14 protein-coding genes are annotated in these 17,164 nt (G+C 71.4%); 6 read left to right on the top strand and 8 right to left on the bottom strand.

Annotation, left to right across the window (positions count from 1 at the left end):
- Window positions 1-451 precede the first annotated feature (451 nt).
- The 5 genes from hpf to mtrA form a co-directional block, all read right to left on the bottom strand.
- Window positions 452-1,108 (bottom strand): ribosome hibernation-promoting factor, HPF/YfiA family, encoded by a 657-nt coding sequence (gene hpf / locus ACGFK0_RS03975; RefSeq protein WP_392899754.1) that lies wholly within the window; start codon window positions 1,106-1,108, stop codon window positions 452-454.
- A 736-nt stretch (window positions 1,109-1,844) separates the two neighbouring features.
- On the bottom strand, window positions 1,845-2,597 hold the full coding sequence (locus ACGFK0_RS03970) for a ComF family protein (protein WP_392899751.1): 753 nt from the start codon (window positions 2,595-2,597) through the stop codon (window positions 1,845-1,847).
- A gap of 127 nt (window positions 2,598-2,724) precedes the next feature.
- A complete protein-coding gene (locus ACGFK0_RS03965; RefSeq protein WP_392899748.1) occupies window positions 2,725-4,503 on the bottom strand; it encodes an LpqB family beta-propeller domain-containing protein in 1,779 nt (592 codons plus the stop codon).
- A complete protein-coding gene (gene mtrB / locus ACGFK0_RS03960; RefSeq protein WP_392899745.1) occupies window positions 4,500-6,125 on the bottom strand; it encodes an MtrAB system histidine kinase MtrB in 1,626 nt (541 codons plus the stop codon). Before mtrB ends, ACGFK0_RS03965 begins: the two co-directional genes overlap by 4 nt.
- Before the next feature lie 46 nt (window positions 6,126-6,171).
- Complete coding sequence (mtrA, locus tag ACGFK0_RS03955; protein WP_392899741.1) at window positions 6,172-6,849, bottom strand: MtrAB system response regulator MtrA; 678 nt, start codon at window positions 6,847-6,849, stop codon at window positions 6,172-6,174.
- Window positions 6,850-7,291: 442 nt separating this feature from the next.
- On the opposite strand from mtrA, the gene ACGFK0_RS03950 reads away from it, so the two are divergent.
- The 5 genes from ACGFK0_RS03950 to ACGFK0_RS03930 all read left to right on the top strand — a co-directional run bounded on the left by ACGFK0_RS03950 (window position 7,292) and on the right by ACGFK0_RS03930 (window position 12,711).
- The gene (locus ACGFK0_RS03950) at window positions 7,292-8,407 is read left to right on the top strand and encodes a hypothetical protein (RefSeq protein ID WP_392899737.1); all 1,116 of its coding nucleotides are present in this window, start codon (window positions 7,292-7,294) and stop codon (window positions 8,405-8,407) included.
- Window positions 8,404-9,117 (top strand): DUF4129 domain-containing protein, encoded by a 714-nt coding sequence (locus ACGFK0_RS03945; protein WP_392899735.1) that lies wholly within the window; start codon window positions 8,404-8,406, stop codon window positions 9,115-9,117. Before ACGFK0_RS03950 ends, ACGFK0_RS03945 begins: the two co-directional genes overlap by 4 nt.
- Window positions 9,111-10,358, top strand: coding sequence for a DUF4350 domain-containing protein (locus ACGFK0_RS03940; RefSeq protein ID WP_392899732.1), 1,248 nt, complete (start codon window positions 9,111-9,113; stop codon window positions 10,356-10,358). The genes ACGFK0_RS03945 and ACGFK0_RS03940 overlap by 7 nt, the downstream gene beginning before the upstream one ends.
- A gap of 92 nt (window positions 10,359-10,450) precedes the next feature.
- On the top strand, window positions 10,451-11,419 hold the full coding sequence (locus tag ACGFK0_RS03935) for an AAA family ATPase (RefSeq protein ID WP_392901418.1): 969 nt from the start codon (window positions 10,451-10,453) through the stop codon (window positions 11,417-11,419).
- Complete coding sequence (locus ACGFK0_RS03930) at window positions 11,419-12,711, top strand: DUF58 domain-containing protein (protein WP_392899729.1); 1,293 nt, start codon at window positions 11,419-11,421, stop codon at window positions 12,709-12,711. The genes ACGFK0_RS03935 and ACGFK0_RS03930 overlap by 1 nt, the downstream gene beginning before the upstream one ends.
- Before the next feature lie 22 nt (window positions 12,712-12,733).
- Here the strand turns inward: ACGFK0_RS03930 and ACGFK0_RS03925 are convergent, their stop codons facing one another.
- The gene (locus tag ACGFK0_RS03925; RefSeq protein ID WP_392899726.1) at window positions 12,734-13,729 is read right to left on the bottom strand and encodes a stage II sporulation protein M; all 996 of its coding nucleotides are present in this window, start codon (window positions 13,727-13,729) and stop codon (window positions 12,734-12,736) included.
- A gap of 72 nt (window positions 13,730-13,801) precedes the next feature.
- On the opposite strand from ACGFK0_RS03925, the gene ACGFK0_RS03920 reads away from it, so the two are divergent.
- The gene (locus ACGFK0_RS03920; protein WP_392899723.1) at window positions 13,802-14,893 is read left to right on the top strand and encodes an RDD family protein; all 1,092 of its coding nucleotides are present in this window, start codon (window positions 13,802-13,804) and stop codon (window positions 14,891-14,893) included.
- Between the two features lie 37 nt (window positions 14,894-14,930).
- Here ACGFK0_RS03920 and ACGFK0_RS03915 read toward each other — a convergent pair whose 3' ends face one another.
- Both ACGFK0_RS03915 and ACGFK0_RS03910 read right to left on the bottom strand, forming a co-directional pair.
- Window positions 14,931-15,710, bottom strand: a complete 780-nt coding sequence (locus ACGFK0_RS03915) for an enoyl-CoA hydratase/isomerase family protein (protein ID WP_392899720.1) — start codon at window positions 15,708-15,710, stop codon at window positions 14,931-14,933.
- Window positions 15,711-15,886: 176 nt separating this feature from the next.
- The gene (locus ACGFK0_RS03910; protein WP_392899717.1) at window positions 15,887-17,032 is read right to left on the bottom strand and encodes an acetyl-CoA C-acetyltransferase; all 1,146 of its coding nucleotides are present in this window, start codon (window positions 17,030-17,032) and stop codon (window positions 15,887-15,889) included.
- Window positions 17,033-17,164 lie beyond the last annotated feature (132 nt).

Below are 17,164 nucleotides of genomic sequence, written 5' to 3'. Positions count from 1 at the left end.
GGCGGCGCCGGCGTCGCGTTGCCGGCCCCCGGCTTGACGGGGTACCGCCGCGGCGTCGCGAGCCTCGGGATTCTCGCTCACCAGAGTCGCGGCGTGGAGGAGACGCCGCTTCCCCCCTTCACTATTCAGCGATCTGGAACTACCGGAGGGTTGTCTCCGACGGGTCGTCCTCGGGAACTTACGGGGTCCGGGGGCGAACCCGGGGGATTTCGGGCCGGGGTGTCCCCCGGTGAAACTATTGTGCGCCCCGGGAGGTTCCCGGGTGGATCGCCGCGGGCCGGAGCCCGGTGGACGTGCCGCCGCGGAGCGGTGACCGGGAGGGCCCGTGACGGCCGGGCGAGCGTCGCTCGCGCCGTACCGGATCCCCCCGGACCACCGCGTCCGCGGATCGGCCGGTAAGCCTTTTCAGATCATTACATGGTTCGGGTTGTGACGTGGTGCGAGTGCCGCATCACTCTTCGACGAGCCGGATGACTCCGTAGTCCCAGCCTCTCCTCCGGTATACGACCGAGGGGTGCCCGCTGGCCTTGTCTCGATACAGGAAGAAGTCGTGGCCGACGAGTTCCATCTCGAAGAGAGCCTGCTCGATGCCCATCGGCTCGGCCTTGTGGAACTTCTCGCGGACGACGAGGGGGCCGTCGCCGTCCATGGGGATCGGGACGAGGTTCTCGTCCGGCGAGACCTTCACCGGCTCTTCCTCGTCTACGGCGGGCTCCGGGACGGCCGCCGCGGGTTCGGGGACCGGTTCCGGGAGGGTGTCGGGGAGCGGTTCCATCGTCGCGAGTTTGGCGCGGCCCTTGCCGCTGTGGCCCTTGCGCCGTTCCGAGTCGCGGCGCAGGCGCGACTCGAGCTTGTCCAGCGCCAGGTCCAGGGCTCCGTAGCGGTCGTCGGCGGCGGCCTCGGCCCGGATCACCGGGCCTCGGGAGCGGATCGTGAGCTCGACCCTTTCGCGCTGATCGGCGAGCCGCGGGTTATGTTCCTCGGACACCTCCACGTCCACGCGGATGACCTTCTGGTCGAGCCGCTCGATCTTGGCCAGTTTGTTGTCGACGTGCCGACGGAACCTGTCGTTGACCTCGGTGTGCCGGCCCCTCACGGTGATGTTCACGCGGGACCCCCCTTCTCCCGGTTGCGGGTAGGCCCTGTCCGGGATCCCTGACTGCCCCGGACGGGCACCACAGGACGGTGGGTCGCACCCGCCCGGCCGACCTGGTCTTCGTCCCCACATCCGCCTGCTGAGGGGCTCGCGGCGCTCTCGCCACTACTGCCCTTCTCCCTGTTCGGGGGATGTCGGATCCCCCGGCGGGGCAGGACTTACCTCTAAGGCGCACCGTGATCGGTCGACGAGAAGTCGCCTTACGTGGGCCGTTTCGCCTGCGCCTGGCATCGGCTAGCCGGATCACTTGTCGTGCTCCTGACGAGCACTGCGATCCAACGCAACCACGGACCCGGGCGGGTGCCATGTCAGGAACGCTAACCCCTTACGCCACGAATGTCAGGAGGGTGGACGGAGGAAAAACTCACTGACCGTCATCGGAGCCTGCCGCAGCGGGTACCCCCGCCGCCTCACGGACGTCCCATCACATGCCGTGAACCCCCGTGTGCGCGGCAGTTGCGCCCCCGATACCCGCGCAGGTCAGATGGAACTGGCCATCCGGTGAGTTTGATGAATCTCTACTCCCCAGATGGCCCGGTGTGACCGGAATAACCCATCAAGCCGTGACAAAGCAGACCACCTTCCAACTACTCCATGTAACTACCTTGCACCTCCTCCCCCGAACGTGAAGAAAGTCACCCATCCCCGGCCGCGGATCAGCGTCCGCGAGGGTCCGCGGCCGTGGGGGTCAGCGGCGGCGAGGGGTCGCCGCGATGGTGGCGGCGGCCAGCGGTTCGGCTCCGGCCGCGCGCAGCGCCCTGGCCGCCTCGGTGAGCGAGGCGCCGGTCGTGACCACGTCGTCCACCAGCACGGCCCTGCGGCCCGCGACCTCGGTGCGGGGTCCGGCTTCGAGGGCGCCTCGCAGGTTGGCGGTGCGCTGTGCCGCCGTCAGCGCGGCCTGATCGGCGACCCGGCCGCGCTGCCTCAAGGCGTCCACGCCGATCACGGGCACGCCCGCGGTGTGCAGCCGCCGCACCGCGACCTCCACCACCCCTCGCAGGGCGTCGTGGCCGCGCCGCCGGACGGCACCGCGCCTCGACGGCACCCAGACCACCATCGGCGGGTCGTGACCCACGCGGAACTCGCGGTCGCCGCGCACGGCCGCTCGCCGGGACGGCCTCACACCCTGGTCTCCGTCGCGGGGACCAGGGGCGAAATGCGGTGCCAGGGCCGCATGGACGGCTGCGGCCAGGGCCTCGCCGAGTGGGACGCTGAGGGCCGTGCGGCCGTGTTCCTTGTAGGCCGCCAGGATTGGCCGCACAGGGCCCTCGTAGGCGGCGACCGTCCACGGGGGCGGCAGCCCGTCCAGCGTCGTCCTCACGGGCCTTGCAGGCGCTCGCAGCGGCATCGCGCAGGCGTCGCACAGCAGGACGGGAGCCCCGCCGCAGCCGGCGCAGCTTTCGGGGAGGACCAAGTCGATCAGGTCGGTGAGGAAGTTCATGACCCCGACGATGCGGCCGCGGGACGGCGGGCGTCCCGCTTTCGCGCACCTGTGGACAACCGCTTCACGACGCCGGCTCGCCTGCCCCCGGACGGGCCGGGACGACCCGCCGGGCCGGCCATCGGTGTCAGCGTGGGTAGCCGGGGTCCTTCGCGGGGGTCGGGCAGATCCAGGGGCTGTAGGAGTTGCTGGGGGAACGCTGGCGGCAGACCTGGTCCTTGCCGGACGAGCGGGTGCCGATGAGGATCGGGGCGCCGGGGGCGGCGGCGATCGTGCGGGGTTCGCCCAGGGAGCCGACGCCCAGGGACGTGATGGCACTGCCGCTGATCGGCATCAGGAACGGGAGGGTCTGCGAGTCGCGTTTGGCGCGGCCGAGGACGGCGAGGGTGTTGTAGTCGCGCCAGGCGAGGTCGATGGCGTCCTGCAGTTCCGAGCTCACGGGCAGGAACGAGCCGACGTCGAGGGAGCCGTCGGCGGTCTGGACGATGCGGCCGATCTGCACCTGGGGACGGCCGTCCACGCGGGCGATGACGGCGGCGCGGACGCCGTCGCGGGAGACGCGGAACTCCAGGACCTCGCGGCCGCCGAGGCCCCAGTGGGCGGCGCGGACGGGCTGGTGCCCGCGCCGGCGCACCCAGAGCCAGGAGGCATCCTCCTTGCTCTCCACGACCCACAGGGTGCCGTCGCGGCTCCAGGACGGAGCGGTGAAGCGGGCCCCCTCCCGCGCGGTCAGCAGAACACGGGGGGCGGGCGTGCCGGTGACGGGGGCGGCGGCGAGTACCTGGTCGGCCTCGGCGTTCAGCCCGGCGACCTCCTGGTAGTCGGGGGCGACGGCGGGGCGGGACATGCGGCCGGCGGCGCCGGTCACGACGGGCTGGGCGCGGTCGCCCTCCAGGACGCCGAGGAAACCGGACGGGCCGACCACATAGGCGTTCTGGTGGGTTTCGTCATGCGAGATCTGCCCGTCGGGGGAGTTGACCTCCCATGCGTGGACGGGCTGGGTGGAGTCCATGCCGTCGGGTGTGACGGTCTCGCCATCGATCTGCAGCCGCCACCGCTTGATCTCCGAGAGCTGCCGCATCGTCCAGCTGAGCTGTGCCGACATCCGCTCGATGTTGCCGCCGCGGGCCTCCTTGGTGAGGTCGACGGTGGCGACCTCCTTGTCGACCCGGACGCTCCGCTTCAGCCGGGTGTCCTTCGGGAAGGCGGTCTGGACGGCGCCGTTCAGCCAGGACGTCGGCCCGGTCAGGAGGGCCTGGACGAGCTGGGTCGGAAGTTTCTGCCTGTTCACCACCGGCAGGAAGATTCCGTTCGGGACGAGGGTGTGCCGGTCTGGGGCGAAGTAGAACAGGTTGACGGTGCGCATGGCGCGTTCGACGTCGTCCTTGGTGAGCAGAAGGCCGGACTTCTCGTCGCCGGGCAGGCTGGTGATGCGCCAGACGCCCTGCTGGGTCTTGGCGAGCTGGAACGTGGCGTCGAGTTCCTTCGGGGACGCGGTGTACTGGCCGTCGGAGGAGATGGTGCCGAGTTCCTCACCGGTGATCCTGACCGTCGCCTGGGTCTCGGACGCCTTGATCACCTGCGGGTCGGTGCGGCTCGCCAGGACGGTCACCGAGGGACGCAGCCCGGGGTTCCAGGTGTTCTGCCTGTTGAGGTAGAGCTTGGCGACCTTGTGGTCGTCGTCGAAGCTCGCGGACGCGGCGAGGAAACCCGAGACGATCTGCGCGGGGCCCCATTCGGGGTGCGGCTCCACCGGGATCAGCCGGACGTAGGGGTCGTCGACACGCTCGGCGCGTTCGGCTGGTTCGCCTGTCACGACCTGCCCGCCGCTCGGCACGGCCGCGCATCCGGCGCCGCCGAGGAGGAGGGCGGCGGCCGTCAGGAGGCAGTTGATCCGCCCGGTCACTCCTGGACCTCCAGCTCCGCGAACAGCGGGCGGGCGTCACCGGCCCCTGGAGGGACGAGCGGGAGCGGCGAGCCCCGGAGTTCGGCCCCGGCCGTGCGGGGCAGCGAGAGGCGGAACTGGGAGCCCACACCGGGCTCCCCCCACGCCTGCAGCCATCCGCCGTGCAGTTGCGCGTCCTCCCGGGAGATCGACAGGCCGAGGCCGGTGCCGCCGGTGGTGCGGGCGCGGGCGGGGTCGGCGCGCCAGAAGCGGTCGAAGACCATCTGCCCCTCCCCCGGTTTGAGGCCGACCCCGTGGTCGCGGACGGCGACGGCCACGGCGTCGCGGTCGGCGGCGACGGACACCACGATGTCCTCGCCGTCGCCGTGCTCGACGGCGTTGACGAGCAGGTTCCGCAGGATGCGTTCGACGCGGCGGCGGTCGACCTCGGCCATGCACGGCTCACCGGGCAGTTGCAGGACGACCTTGCTGCCCTTGCGTTCGGACAGCCCCTGGATGTCGCCCACGACACGCAGGACGAGGTCGCGCATGTCGAGGGATTCGGCGTCCAGTGTCGCCGCGCCGGCGTCGTGCCTGCTGATCTCCAGCAGGTCCGCCAGAAGGGACTCGAACCGCTCCAGCTGACTCTGCAGCAGTTCCGCGGACCGTCCCACTGAGGGGTCGCTGAAGCTGTCGCGGTTCTCGTAGAGCATGTCCGCGGCGATCCTGATGGTGGTCAGGGGCGTACGCAGCTCGTGGGAGACGTCCGAGACGAACTGGCGCTGCACCTGGGAGAGGTCTTCCAGTTCGCCGATCTTCTCTTGCAGGTTGGCGGCCATTTCGTTGAACGAGCGGGCGAGGCGCGCGAGATCGTCCTCTCCGCGGACCCTCATGCGCTCTTCCAGCCGCCCGGCGGCGAGCCTCTGCGCGCCCTGGGCGGCCAGCCGCACCGGTATGACGACCTGGCGCGTCACCAGCGAGGCGATCGCGGCCAAGAGCAGTACCAGCACGATGCCGACGCCGGCCAGGGACCGCCCCACGTTGGTCAGGGTCCGCTGTTCCTCCTCTAGCGGGAACAGGTAGTAGAGCTCGAACTGGCCCGTCTTGCCGCCCACGATGAGGCCGCTCTCCGACGGACGGTCACCGACGTAGGAGAGCTCGCCGTAGGTGTAGGCGCGCGTTCCCGCGGGCGCGTTCTTCAGTTCCTCGCGAAGCCGCGGCGGGACGCTCTCCTGACGCAGTTCATTGGTCGTGTACCCGTCGAAGTACTGCTCTGTGGTGTCGCGTATGTAGACCTCGTACAGCCCGGACGGGCCGCTACGGGACTTCAGCCGGTCGATCGTCGTGTTGAGCCTGCTGTCGTCCCCGGGTGAGTTGCCCAGGTCGCGCTGCACCTGCGCAAGGCCGTCGTCCAGCTGAAGGCGTGCCGCCTTGACCTTCCCGTCCATGAGCGCCGACGACACCTGCTGCATCAGGAACGCGCCGAGGATCACCACCACGATCGCCGAAATGAACAGTGTGGACGTGACGACACGTACCTGGATCGACCGCCGCCAGCGCGTGTAGCCGCTGCGGGCGGCGCTCCGCAGAGCGCGCTGAACGGCGCCCAGCCCACGCCGGACGAACCGCTTCGCCCTCTTCATGTCGGTGTTCATGAGAAACGCGGAGGTCACGTGGGACCGGCCGCGGTCAGGCCGGCCCCGCCTTGTAGCCGACACCGCGCACGGTGACGACTATCTCAGGACGTTCGGGGTCCTTCTCGATCTTGGCGCGGAGTCGCTGCACGTGCACGTTGACCAGGCGGGTGTCGGCGGCGTGCCGGTACCCCCAGACCTGTTCCAGCAGGACCTCGCGCGTGAACACCTGGCGGGGCTTGCGGGCCAGCGCCACGAGCAGGTCGAACTCCAGCGGAGTCAGCGGGATGTGCCGGTCGCCGCGTTTGACCGAGTGGCCGGCGACGTCGATGGTGATGTCCCCGATCTGCAGGGTCTCCGGCGCCGGTTCGTCGGTGCGCCGCAGACGCGCGCGTACGCGCGCCACCAGTTCCTTGGGCTTGAACGGCTTGACGATGTAGTCGTCGGCGCCCGACTCCAGTCCGAGGACGACGTCCACGGTGTCGCTCTTGGCGGTCAGCATGACGATCGGCACGCCGGTCTCGGCGCGGATCTGGCGGCAGACGTCGATGCCGTCCGCCCCCGGCAGCATCAGGTCGAGCAGCACGAGGTCCGGCCGGGTCTCCCGGAACGCCTCGAGCGCCTTGTCGCCGTCGTGGACGAACGATGGTTCGAAGCCCTCGCCCCTCAGCACGATGCCGAGCATCTCGGCGAGCGCCAGATCGTCGTCGACGACCAGTACACGTCCTCTCATGGCCCTCATCGTCACAAAGTCGGGGTTCGGTGGAGTAGTGAGTGCTTTTCGTCCTGGCCAGGGCTGACGGGTGCCGGCTCTCGCGATAGTTCGGATGAAAAGTACTCGGCGGCGCGATGCTCCGTCCCCACCTCGCCAGGGAGAGATATGCCTTGGCGTGCCAGGTTACCCGCGTTTGCGTCTTCCATGGCTCTCCCGGGATACGAGGGGGCGGCACGGAATTGTAGGGGCGGCACACGAAACCCGCGCAAGGCCGCCCGTGACCGGCGCGATTCGGCGTCCGCACCCTCCGTAGTACCCCAGACCGGCACGCTCCCGGCCGGTGACGGCAATCGCGGCACCGCGCCCGTGACAGGATGACCTGACCGGCGCTCGTTGAGGAGGCCCGGACGGGCCCCGGGACGCGCCGGGCCGACCCTCGCCAGAGATCGCAGGAGCCGAGATGCCGGGACCGGACGGCTGGGACGACGACGTGGACGCACTCGACGTGCAGGGCGTCCCGTTCCGCCCCATGTCCATCTCGGAGATGCTGGACGGCGCTATCGCCGGGATCCGGCGGCGTCCGCGCACGTCGCTCGGGCTGGCGGTGGCGATCAGCACGGTGATCCAGGTGGCGAGTTCGGTCGCCGCGTACTTCTTCATCGGCGACGACGCCCGGGACGAGGTCACCCCGGAAGTGCTGATGGAGTCGCTCGGCGCGCAGCTCACGCTGACGGTTCTGGGGCTCGTGCTGTCGGCGTATGGGATTTTGCTGCTGTCGGGAATGCTGGCACCGATTCTGGGCCGTGAGCTGGTGGGCATGCCGATCGCGCCCGGGCAGGCATGGCGGGACGCCCGTCCGAGGCTCGGCCGGCTGGCCGCCACCGCCGCGGCCGTCATGGGGATCTCGCTGGCCGCGCTGCTCTTGCCGGTCGTACCGTTCTTCCTGCTGATCGCCGCCGACGTGAATCCCGCGTTCATCGTGTCCGCCGGGATTCTGGGCTTCCCCCTCGGCATCGGGCTGATGATGTGGCTTTATCTTCTGTTCGTCCTGGCCGTCCCGGCGGTCGTCATGGAGCGGCAGACCGTCGGCGGCGCACTCCGCCGCGCGGTGACGCTGTCCAAGGGCCGCTGGTTCCGGACGTGCGGGACGCTTCTGCTGGCTTTGCTCATCACCGTCTTCATGGGGTTCTTCGCGCTGCGGATCCCGTTCCTGTTCGTGCAGCTGGTCTTCTTCGGCGACTCTTCCGGCGCGGATTCGACGATGGCCGCGCTGGCCGTCGACACGCTCGGGCGGATCGTGAGCTGGTCGGTGGTGCTGCCGTTCGACGCCGGCGTGATCGCCCTGCTCTACATGGACCGGCGGATGCGCCGCGAAGGCTTCGATCTGGAGCTGCGCACCCGGGGACGTTCCGCGGCGGCCATTTCGGCGGGCCCGGAAGGCCGGGTCGCCGACGGCCGCGACGGCACCGGCCGGGACGGCACCGATGGGGACGGCACCGACCGCGATGAAGGCTTCATCGACCTGTGGCGGACCGGCCCGCCACCGGCACGTCCGCAGGCGGGGGCGCATCCATGACCGTGCTCACATCCATGACCGTGCTCACACCCATGTCGCTCGATCCGGTCGGCCGCGACGAGGCCCGCGAGATGGCCCGCCGCGAACTGGAGAAGCAGATCTACCAGCGCGACAAGCCGTCCTGGCTGGAACGCGCCTGGGACGACTTCTCCGAGTGGCTGCAGGATCTGCTCACCCAGGCGGCCCGCCCGGAGGCGCAGGGCAGCGGCGGCGGCTGGGTGTCGATCGTCGTCATCGTGCTCATCGTCCTCGCCGCGATCGCGCTGGTCGCGTGGCTGATGCGGGGCCGCTGGAACCCGCGCTCCCGGACCGACCCGCTGCTGGACGACGAGCCGTCGACGGCGCTCGACCACCGGGACGCGGCGGAACGGCACGCGGCGGCCGGCCAGTGGCCCGAGGCGATCCGCGAGCGGCTCCGGGCCATCGCCCGCGACCTCGAGGAGCGCGCGGTGCTGTCGGCGCGTCCGGGGCGTACCGCCGACGAACTGGCCGCCGAAGCGGGCGAGGCCGTACCCGAGCTGGCCGACGACCTGCGCACCGGCGTGCGGATCTTCGACGACGTCTGGTACGGCGACCGTCCCGGCACCTCCGAGGGGTACGCGCGGGTCAAGGACCTGGACGACAGGCTGCGGGCGGCACGGCCGAAACCGCTGGAGGACGACGACCTCACACTCGCCGGGGCCGGCGAGGACGGAGGCCCGCGATGGTGACGCAGACCCCGCCCCAGAGCGGACCGGCCGGACAGGGCGGACAGAGCGGGCAAGGCGGGCAGGGCGCGGAGCCGTCCGCGCGGCAGGTCGCGGGGCGCCGCTGGCGGTCGGCCCGCGGCGTGGTCGCGGTGATCCTCGCGATGGTCGTGATCGCCGTGATCCTGGCCGCGCTGCGGCCCTCGACGTCGCCGCAGGCGCTCGACCCGACCTCGCCGAAGCAGGACGGCAGCAGGGCCCTCGCGGAGATCCTGCGGCAGAACGGGACGTCGGTGTCGGTGGCCAGGGACGTGGACGACGCCGTCCGCCAGGCCGGTCCGGGGACGGTCATGGTGGTGACCCGCACCGAGCGGCTCACCAGCGAGGACCTGACCCACCTGTCGGGCGCGCAGGCCGATCTGCTGCTCGTCCGGCCCACGTCGTTCGCGCTCGCCGAGCTGGCCCCGCGGGTGCGCAAGGGCGGCTCGACCTTCGAGGACGCCGACGAGCCGGGCTGTTCGCTGCAGGCCGCCGCGCTTTCGGGCCCGGTCGCCCTCCACGAGTCCGAGACGTACGACGTGACCGGACCCGTCACGGAGTGCTACAAGACCGAGTACGGCAGTCCCAGGGTCGTCCAGGTCCGGAACGTCGCCGGCACCGTCACCGTGCTGGGCTCCGCCTCACCGCTGACGAACGAGCGCCTCACCGAGGAGGGCAACGCGGCGCTGGCGATGAACCTGCTCTCCACGACCGGCACCGGTGCCGCTTCCTCGGTCGTCTGGCTCGTCCCCGACATGCCGGAGAACGGCGCGGGCGCCGGGCAGCAGTCGCTCGGTGATCTGCTGCCGTTCGGCGTCAAGCTGTTCATGCTCCAGCTGCTGGTCGCGGTGCTGCTGGTCGCCCTGTGGCGGGGCCGCCGCCTCGGCCCGGTCGTGGCGGAGGCGCTGCCGGTCGTCGTACGCTCCGCCGAAACGGTCGAGGGGCGTGCCCGCCTCTACCGCGCCGGGCACGCCCGCGACCGGGCCTCGGACGCGTTGCGATCCGGGGCGCGCGAACGTCTCGTCCCGCTGCTCGGACTCCCCCGCAGCAGCGCGCAGGACCCCGCCGCCGCGCAGGAGATCGTCTCGGCGGTCGCCCACCGCTCGCCCTACGACGAGACGTACGTCGGCGCGGCCCTGTACGGTCCTGAACCCTTGGACGACGCAGGGCTCATCGCCCTCAGCGACGTCCTCGACGACCTGGAAAGGCAGGTACGCCAGTCTTGAACCACCCAGTAGAGCTCGGGAAGGACGACGTGCCCGGTGGCATGGGCGCCGGAAGCGGCGCGAGCGCCGTGAGCGGCCCTCCGCCGGGCGGGATGCCGGAGGAGGCGCGGCGGCAGGCCGAGACGGCCCGCGCGGCGCTCACGGCGCTGCGCGGTGAGATCGCCAAGACGGTCGTCGGCCAGGACTCCGTCGTGACCGGTCTGGTCATCGCGTTGCTCTGCCGCGGCCACGTGCTGCTGGAGGGCGTCCCAGGTACGGCGAAGACGCTGCTCATCAAGACGCTCTCGCGTGCCCTCGACCTGGATTTCAAGCGCGTCCAGTTCACCCCTGACCTGATGCCCGGTGACGTGACCGGATCGCTGGTGTACGACAACAGGACCGCGGAGTTCGAGTTCCGCGAGGGTCCCGTCTTCACCAACCTCCTCCTCGCCGACGAGATCAACCGGACGCCGCCGAAGACGCAGGCCTCCCTTCTGGAGGCCATGGAGGAACGGCAGGTCTCGGTTGAGGGCTCCGCGCGCGCTTTGCCCGACCCGTTCGTGGTGTGCGCGACACAGAACCCGATCGAGTACGAGGGCACCTACCCCCTGCCCGAGGCCCAGCTCGACCGGTTCCTGGTCAAGCTGAGCGTGCCCGTCCCCACCCGGGACGAAGAGATCTCCATGCTTCAGCGGCACGCGGCCGGTTTCGACCCGCGTGACCTGTCGGAGGTCCAGGCCGTCGCGGGCGCGGACGAACTCGCCGCCGGGCGGGCCGCCGTCAGGGCCATCCACCTCGACCCCAAGGTCGCCGCGTACGTCGTGGACCTGTGCCGCGCCACCCGGCAGTCGCCGTCGCTCCAGCTCGGCGTCTCCCCCCGTGGTGCGACGGCGCTGCTGGCCACGTCCCGTGCCTGGGCGTGGCTGTCGGGCCGCGACTACGTCACGCCGGACGATGTGAAGGCGCTGGCCCGGCCGACGCTGCGGCACCGCGTCCAGCTCCGTCCCGAGGCGGAACTGGAGGGCGCGACGGCCGACGGCGTGCTGGAGGGCATCCTCGCCCACGTCCCCGCCCCGCGCTGATGGCGCTGACCGGACGCCTGGGGCTGCTGGCACTGCTCGGCGCGCTCGTCCCGCTGGTGGCGCCGAGCTGGTGGACGCTGTTCGCGGTGTGGGGCGTCCTGCTGCTCGGCGTCGTCGCCGACCTCGCGCTGGCCGGAAACGTGCGGGCGCTGCGCTTCCACCGCGCGGGCGACACCAACGTCCGTCTCGGTGAGACGGCCAAGGTGTCGCTGATCGTGGAGAACCTGGGACGGCGGCGCTTGAAAGCGCGCCTGCGTGACGTGTGGCCGCCCAGCGCCGGTGCCACCCCGCGCATGGTCAAGGTGCACGTCCCGGCCGGGGAGCGACGCCGCGTCGAGATGACGTTGACTCCGACCCGCCGCGGCGACCGGAAGGCCGTCACCGTCGTGGTCCGCTCTGTCGGGCCGCTCGGGCTGGCCGCGCGGCAGCTTTCGCGTCCCGCGCCCTGGACGGTCCGTGCCCTGCCGGCGTTTCCGTCGCGCCGCCACCTTCCCTCCAAGCTCGCACGCCTGCGTGAACTGACCGGCGCGCACGTCGCCCTGATCCGCGGGCAGGGAACCGAGTTCGACTCGCTGCGGGAGTACGTGGACGGCGACGACGTCCGGTCCATCGACTGGCGGGCCACGGCACGCCGCGGCGACGTCGTCGTCCGGACGTGGCGTCCCGAACGCGACCGGCGGATCTACCTGGTGCTCGACACCGGCCGCACCTCCGCGGGCCGCGTCGGCGACATCCCCCGGCTCGACTGCTCGATGGACGCGGCGATGCTGCTCGGCGCCCTCGCGTCCCGCGCCGGCGACCGCGTCGACCTGCTCGCCTACGACCGGCGCGTCCGCACCCGCGTCGAGGGCGCCTCCCGCACCGACCTGCTGCCCGCGATGGTGCACGCGCTCGCGCCGCTGGAGCCGGAGCTGATCGAGTGCGACGCCGCCGGGATGGTGTCGACGCTGATGGCGCGCGTCCGGCAGCGGTGCCTGGTCGTCCTGCTCACCGAGCTGAACAGCGCCGCGATGGAGGAGGGGCTGCTGCCGCTGCTGCCGCAGCTCACCGCCCGGCACCTCGTCATGATCGCCGCGGTGTCGGATCCGCGGGTCGGGGAGATGGCGGCCGGACGCGGCGACCTCGCGTCGGTGTACGACGCGGCCGCCGCCGAACGCGCCCGCGCCGAACGCCGCCGCCTCACCGCCGAGCTCCGCGGGCACGGTGTCGAGGTCGTGGACGCCCCACCCGGCGAGATCGCCCCCGCCCTCGCCGACGCCTACCTGGCGCTGAAGGCCGCGGGCCGCCTCTGAGCCCGGACGCCCGGTGCGCCCGTCAGCCCGCCACCGGGGCCAGGTCGGGGCGCAGTTCGGCGTCGCCGGTCTCGCCCTGGCGGGTGGCGCGGCGGCCGAGGACGATCACGTAGCCGAGGAACGCGGCCTCGGCGACGACGCCGATGCCGATGCGCAGCCAGGTGATGTGCACCCAGCCGGTGACGAATCCCTCGATGAGGCCGGACACCAGCAGGACGGCGACGAGGCCGATCGCGATGCTGACGGCGGCGCGTCCCTCCTCGGCGAGTGCCTGCCCTCGCCGCCGCGGCCCCGGGTCGATGATCGTCCAGCCGAGTTTCAGGCCCCCCGCGCAGGCCAGGTAGACGGCGGTGAGTTCCAGCAGGCCGTGCGGGAGGATCAGCCCGAAGAACACGTCGCCCTTGCCGTAGGCGAACATCAGGCCGCCGGTGAGGCCGAGGTTGACCTGGTTCAGCAGCAGCACGTACACCGTCGGGATACCGAGCAGGATGCCGAATATCAGCGCGATCGCCGACACCCAGGCGTTGTTGACCCAGACCTGGAACGCGAACGACGCCGCCGAATGCTCGGTGTAGTAGTTCGCGAAGTCGTTCTCGACCAGTTCGCGGATCTCGTCCGGTGTGCCGATGCTCGCCTGCACTTCGGGGCTGTGCACGACCCAGATCGCCAGGGCAAGCGACACCAGGTTGCCGAGGACGGCGCTGCCGAGCCACCACCACCGCATCCGGTACGCGGCCGCCGGGAACGACACCGTCGCGAACCGGGTGACGTCCCGCCACAGCGGCGCCTGCGCGCCGGCCACCGCCGCCCTGCCCCGCGCCACGAGCGACGACAGCCGTCCTACGAGCTGAGGGTCGGGTGAACTGGACCGGACGACCGACAGGTGGGTCGCCGTCCGCTGATAAAGCTCGACCAGTTCGTCGGCTTCCGCGCCGGTCAGCCTGCGGCCGCGGTTGATGAGCCACTCAAGGCGCTGCCATTCGGCGTTGTGCGCGGCCACGTAGGCGTCGACGTCCACCCAGGGAGACTAACGTCTTCACCCAGGGAACCGGCAAAATGGACCCACCCCAGGCAATCGGAGGATCAGGACATGGCTGAACTCGTCACCGGCGAGGCCGTCGCGCTCGACATCCGGGTCGCGCGCCTGGCCAGCCGTGGCTGCGCCATGCTGCTCGACCTGATTCTCCAGCTGGTCCTGCTCAACGTCGCGGTCTACGTGACGGCGATGACGGCGCTCGTCGCCGACGAAGCATGGGCGGTCGGGCTGACGCTGCTCGCCGTCATCGCCGTCCTGGTCGGCTATCCGTGCGTGTTCGAGACACTGTCGCGGGGCCGGACGCTGGGGAAGATGGCCGTCGGGCTCCGGGTCGTCGCCGACGACGGCGGTCCGATCCGGTTCCGGCAGGCCCTCGTGCGGGCGCTGGCCGGGGTCATCGAGTTCTGGACGTTCTACGGCTCGCCCGCGCTGATCACCTCGTTCTGCAACCGGCGCGGCAAGCGCCTCGGCGACCTGTTCGCCGGGACGATCGTCATCCAGGACCGGGCCCAGTCGGCCTACTTCACCCCGTTGGCGGTGATGCCGCCGCAGCTCGCCTGGTGGGCCCGCTCGCTGGAGCTGTCGATGCTGTCGGACGAGCTGGCGATGACGGCGCGGCAGTACCTGTCGCGTTTCTGGGAGCTGCTGCCGGAGGTCCGCGACTCGCTGGGGCACCGGATCGCGTCGCAGGTCGTCGAGGTGGTGAGCCCGCCCCCGCCGCCGGGCGTGCGCCCGGAGATCCTGCTGTCGGCCATCCTCGCCGAGCGCCGCCACCGTGATGAGTGGCGGCTGGCGCAGCGCCGCGCCCGGCGCATGCAGCGCTTCGGCTGGACGGCCTGGGCCCCCGCCTCCGGCCCGGCGCCCGTCCCGGCCATGGCGGCGGCCGGGCCTCCGCCGGGCGGCCCGGTGCGGCAGGGCCCGCCGGCTCCGCCGCCGTTCAGCACTCCCACCGCGGGGCAGCCGCAGTTCCTGCCCCCGTCCGACTACGGCGCCGGCCCGTACCAGAACGTCCTGAACGCCCCTCGTCCGCCCGCCGCCGGCCCCTACCCGACAGGTTCCCACCCGGCAGGCGGCCCACCGCCGAACACCCCGTACCCGCCCGCTGGGGGCCCTCCCCCGCACCATCCGTATCCGCCCGGCCGCTGAGCACGAGCCGATGCCCCGGTGATCGACCGCGCGGTCGTCAGCGGCCTTGGAAATCGGGGGGGCGGTTCTCCAGGAACGCCGTGATGCCTTCCTTGGCGTCCTCGGTGGCGGCCAGTCCGACCAGTTCGCCCAGCAGGTGGGCCACCTGGTCCTCCAGCGGGCGGCCTTCGACGGCGAAGAAGGCGTCGCGTCCCCGGCGCAGGCCGAGCGGGCTCTTGGACGCGATGACACCGGCGAGTTCGCCGACGCGGGCGTCCAGCGACGCGCGGGGGACGACCTCGGTGACCAGGCCGATGTCGCGGCCCTCGGCGGCGGTGATGCGGGAGCCCGTGTAGTAGAGCTTGAAGGCGTGCTTCGGGGCGACGTTCCGGTTGATGATCGCCATGATCATCATGGGCCAGAGCCCGACGTCGACCTCGGGGGTGGCGAGCTTGACGTCGTCGGCGGCGATCACGAGGTCGCATGCGGCGGCCAGGCCCAGGCCGCCCGCCACGGCGTGCCCGGCGAGGCGGGCGATGATCGGCTTGCCGAGCTTCGGGAACGCGGTGAACAGCCGGAACGGGGCGCTCTCGCGGATCGCGTCGGGGGCGGCGAGACCGTTCTCGCCCAGGCCGCCGAGGTCGGCGCCCGCGCAGAAGGCGCGATCCCCCGAACCGGTGAGGACGATGACCCGGACGTCCGGGTCGGCCTTGGCCCGCTCGAACGCGTCGAGCAGGTCGTCGATCATCTGGACGCTGAGGGCGTTGCGCGCCTCGGGCCGGTTCAGGGTGATCCGGGCGACGCGATCCGCGACCTCGTACAGGATCGTTTCGTACATGCCTCAGCCCTTCCCGGCCACGCGACCACACCGGCCACCGGGAGCGCGTCGACCGCCCCTTGGAGCGAGCCGGAGGCGATGCTCCAAGGGGCGGATCGCGAAGCGATGCAGCGCTCGCCGCTTACGCGGTTCGGGTCCGGGCCGGCAGGCGGGGCCCCGAGGCCGCGGAATCAATACTAAACGCGCTCGATGATCGTGGCGTTGGCCTGGCCGCCGCCCTCGCACATGGTCTGGAGGCCGTAGCGGGTGCCGGTGCGCTCCAGCTCGTGCAGCAGCTTGGTCATCAGGATGCCGCCGGTGGCGCCGAGCGGGTGGCCGAGGGCGATCGCGCCGCCGTTCGGGTTGGTCTTCTCCAGGGAGGCGCCGGTGTCCTTGGCCCAGGCGAGCGGAACCGGGGCGAACGCCTCGTTCACCTCGAAGACGTCGATGTCGTCGATCTTCAGGCCGCCGCGCGACAGGGCCTTCTCGGTGGCGGGGATCGGGCCGGTCAGCATGTAGACCGGGTCCGAGCCGCACACGGCGAGGGTGTGGATGCGGGCGCGGGGCGTCAGGTTGTGCTGCTTGACGGCCTCTTCGGAGGCGATGAGCAGCGCGGACGCGCCGACGGAGATCTGCGAGGCGACGGCGGCGGTGATGTCCCAGCCCTCGCGGAGGGGCTTCAGGCCCGCCATCTTCTCCAGCGTGGTGTCGGGGCGGGCGCCCTCGTCCTTGGACAGGCCGGCGATCGGGGCGATCTCCCGGTCGTAGTAGCCGGCGTCGATGGCCTTGCTGGCGCGCTGGTGGCTTTCGAGAGCGAACTCTTCGAGGTCCTGGCGCTTGAAGCCCCACTTCTCGCACATCATCTGCGCGCCGCGGAACTGGGAGACCTCCTGCTGGCCGTACCGCTCTGCCCAGCCCTCGCCGTACGGGAAGGGCATGCCCTTCTCCAGGGCCATCGCGACGGAGGAGCCCATCGGGACGACGGCCATCTGCTCGACGCCGGACGCGACGACGAGGTCCTGGGTGCCCGACAGGACGCCCTGCGCGGCGAAGTGGATCGCCTGCTGGGACGATCCGCACTGCCGGTCGATGGTCACGCCGGGGACGTTGTCCGGCAGGCCCGCCGACAGCCACGCGGTGCGCGCGATGTCGAGGGACTGCGGGCCGACCTGCATGACGCAGCCCATGATGTTGTCTTCGACCGCTGAGGGGTCGACGCCGGTGCGGTTGACGAGCTCCTTGAGCACGTGGGCCCCGAGGTCGGCGGGGTGGACGTCCTTCAGGGCGCCCTTCTTGGTACCGACGGGGGTACGGACCGCGCCGACGATGTACGCCTCGGCCACTACGCCTCCAAATTGTGGGGTTCCGTCCCGAAACCGAGTGAGATTCGGTTAGTCAGTATGAGATTACATCGCTCGCGACGCAACGCCATGTGAGCTGAGTCTCGGGCGATGTCACTCACCCCGGACCGCCCG

The organism is Spirillospora sp. NPDC048823 (genome assembly GCF_043198445.1).
Taxonomy (GTDB): domain Bacteria; phylum Actinomycetota; class Actinomycetes; order Streptosporangiales; family Streptosporangiaceae; genus Spirillospora.
The sequence above is the reverse complement of the archived record's forward strand: the minus strand, read 5'-3'. Positions and strand labels throughout refer to the sequence as shown.